General features: G+C 42.3%; 3 protein-coding genes. 2 read left to right on the top strand and 1 reads right to left on the bottom strand.

The genetic code is table 11. The features are described 5' to 3' along the window. A partial coding sequence (locus CGZ90_RS20090; RefSeq protein ID WP_420841358.1) for a sodium:solute symporter family transporter occupies window positions 1-897 on the bottom strand: 897 nt, incomplete at its 3' end. Between the two features lie 352 nt (window positions 898-1,249). Between CGZ90_RS20090 and CGZ90_RS20085 the strand changes: the two genes are divergently transcribed. Next, window positions 1,250-2,962 (top strand): DUF6044 family protein, encoded by a 1,713-nt coding sequence (locus CGZ90_RS20085; protein ID WP_240515507.1) that lies wholly within the window; start codon window positions 1,250-1,252, stop codon window positions 2,960-2,962. Beyond that, a partial coding sequence (locus CGZ90_RS20080) for a glycosyltransferase (protein ID WP_133063631.1) occupies window positions 2,959-3,222 on the top strand: 264 nt, incomplete at its 3' end. The genes CGZ90_RS20085 and CGZ90_RS20080, both read left to right, overlap by 4 nt.

Below are 3,222 nucleotides of genomic sequence, written 5' to 3'. Positions count from 1 at the left end.
AAGGATTGCCGCGAGCAAGAAACCTGTGATAAGCGGGTGGAAAAGAATATTCGAGAACTCAATAAACACTGTTTCAGGATCTGCGAGTTTTTGATTTTTCTGTGAGAACCATGCGATACCTGCAAGTCCTGTTAAAAGAGCACCAATGATTGAAATGATCATCCAGCTCATACCGATGCGGCGGGCTGTTTTCAAATCTTTAATGCTTGTGATCGCCATAAAGCGGACGATGATGTGAGGCTGGCCAAAGTAGCCAAGACCCCAGGCGAGCATGGAGATCAACCCGATGGCAGATGTTCCTTTAAAGAATTCAAGCAATGAAGGATCTACTTTTCTTACTTCATCTAGCNNGATGAACATGATGCATCCTTGAACAAAGTCGGTCCAGCTTACCGCTAAGAATCCGCCGAAAAGAGTGTAAGCTACAACGACTCCGCCCGTGATAAGCATTCCTGTTGTATAATCCACACCAAACGAACTTTCAAACAGCCTTCCGCCTGACACAAGACCGGCAGCTGCATAGAACGTAAAGAATACGATGATTACAATTCCTGAAACCATGCGGAGAATTTTCGCACGGTCATTAAACCGGTTTTCGAGGTAGTCCGGAATGGTAATTGAATCATCTGCAACCTCTGTATACGTTCTAAGTCTTGGAGCGACTAAGATATAGTTCAAGTAAGCTCCAATCGTAAGTCCGACAGCAATCCAGATGCTTGAAAACCCATCCACATACATGGCGCCAGGCAGTCCCATGAGCATCCATCCGCTCATATCTGAGGCTCCTGCCGACAGCGCTGTTACGGCTGGTCCGAGACCTCGTCCTCCAAGCATATAGTCGGATAAATCTGTTGTTTTCTTATAAGCCCAATATCCGATCAGCAGCATGCCGATCATATAAACCGTAAGTGAAATGATAACTTCTAACTGCACCCAATCTCTCCTTTTACAACTAAAATGCAAATTATTTCAGTTTAGTTTTTCTGATATTCAAATGTTTTATGTGTCAAAAACAGCCGCACGGTCGCTATGGTTATTTAACCTACCAAAAATAAAATTTAGGTTCAAGTAATATCCTGAGTTCTAAAAATGCTGATATATCAAGGTTTTATGCATAACGATAGGAAAGAAAGCGGTTGCACAAACATTCTAAAGTAAAACAATTCCGAATCTTCAGTCGCTGTAAATGAGGTTAAAAAAGGCTCAATGTGGCACTTTAAAAGCAAAACCGTTATTGGGGGAAGCGAAGTTGAATCACCATAACGAAGCGCGCGAAAAAGAAATAAGGGGATTGGCAGCCGCCGCACTCATAGTGGCCATCTATTTGCTGCCTCTATTTTTGCTGGGTGAAAATGCTCATGTGAGAATACATGATAATCTTGATTCTAACGTGGGCTGGTACAAGGTGCTGAAGGAAAGCGGTCAGATAGCGGGCTCGTTGGATGCCGTAATCCCCCAGATCATCAATGGATTGCCGAGAAACGCATTCGGTAATGAATTTAACCTGCTTATCTGGCTGCATTACTTTCTTCCTTCCATGACCGCCTATGCCATCAGCCAGACAATTGTGCGCATTGCAGCATTTGCTGGCATGTACCTGCTGCTGAAAACACATGTGCTAAAAGGCAAGGATGCATTGTGGATCAATATCGGTACAGCGCTATGCTTTGCTATCACACCATTCTGGCCATCAGGAATGCTTAGCACACTTGGCCAGCCGCTGGCTTTATGGGCTTTTTTGAACATTAGAAAAGGAAAAAATACATGGAGGGAATGGGCGGTGATTATATTGCTGCCTTTCTATTCAAGCTTTGTTCTAGGTTTTTTCTTTTTCCTTGCAATGGTGTTCCTTGTCTGGGTTTACGATTTGTTTCGCTGCCGCCGTGTTAACGTGCCTTTTGCTCTGAGTTTATTCATCATGGCACTGTTATTTGTGTGTATTGAATATCGTTTGTTTCTCTCATTAGTATTGACTGAGGAAGCATCAAGCCGAAATGAATTTCTCGCCTCAAAGCTCGAATTGCCGCGGACCATCCGGCTTGTGTTCAAAAATTTTCTCATAGGCCATAACCATGTGATGACTCTTCATACTCTTGTCATCCTGCCTGTCTGGGTCTATGCTTTTTGGTTTATCCGGAAAGCCGAAAGCGGTTTAAGGAGATTTTTTCTTTTGCTCATGCTCTTTAACTTCCTTCTTTCGGTCTGGTATGCCTTCTGGTTTTATAAAGGATGGCAGCCGGTAAAGGATGAGTTTTCTATATTAAAAACATTTAATTTTGCAAGGTTTCATTTTTTGCGACCGCTGGTGATTTATGTGCTTTTTGCAGTGGGTTTATACATACTGCTTAAACGGCAGGGGATATGGAGAGGATTTGTCTACAAATGCTTGATACTTCAAATTCTTGTGCTGTTTGCATTCAATGATGAAGTCGTTTATCGGGTATGGAAACAGCCGTCATTTAAAGAGTTTTACAGTGAACCTTTATTTGATAAAGTAAAGAGCTATATCGGCAAGCCGCAGCAAACATACCGTGTAGCGAGTGTTGGCCTTCATCCTGTAATCGCGCAGTATAACGGCTTTTACACGCTTGATACATACAATAATTATTATCCGCTCGAATACAAGCACCGTTTTCGAAAACTGATTGAGGGAGAGCTGTCGAAGAACAGGCAGCTGCGAAATTATTTTGATCATTGGGGCGGCAGATGCTACATTTTTGCAGATGAACTTGGCAAGAACTATATGTATACAAAAGATTTAGACATTAAAATAAAGAATTTTTCATTCAATACAAAAGCATTTCAGGAAATGGGCGGAGATTATTTGCTGTCAGCAGTCAAAATCATGAATGCAGAAGAAAATGGGTTGTTGTTAGAAAAAACGTTTCATAGCCCAGAGTCACCTTGGAAAATCTATTTATACCGGGCCAATTACAGAGCAGTGAACGGAGGTGCCTTATGAAGTCAGTCTTAACGATTGTCGTTCCTTGCTACAATGAAGAAGAAGTGCTGATTAACACGATAAGTGAGCTGCTTTCTGTTCTAGAAAAGCTGATTGCATCGCAGTCGGTTTCTAAAGAAAGCCGTCTCCTCTTTGTTGATGATGGAAGCAAGGATGATACATGGAATATCATTTGTTCCAAAGCTAAAAAAAACAGCATGGTCAAAGGACTCAAGCTGGCAAAGAACGCAGGGCATCAGAACGCACTGCTGGCTGGGTTA

This window comes from Fictibacillus aquaticus (genome assembly GCF_002245695.1).
Lineage (GTDB): Bacteria > Bacillota > Bacilli > Bacillales > Fictibacillaceae > Fictibacillus > Fictibacillus aquaticus.
This window is presented reverse-complemented; position numbering and strand designations above follow the sequence as displayed.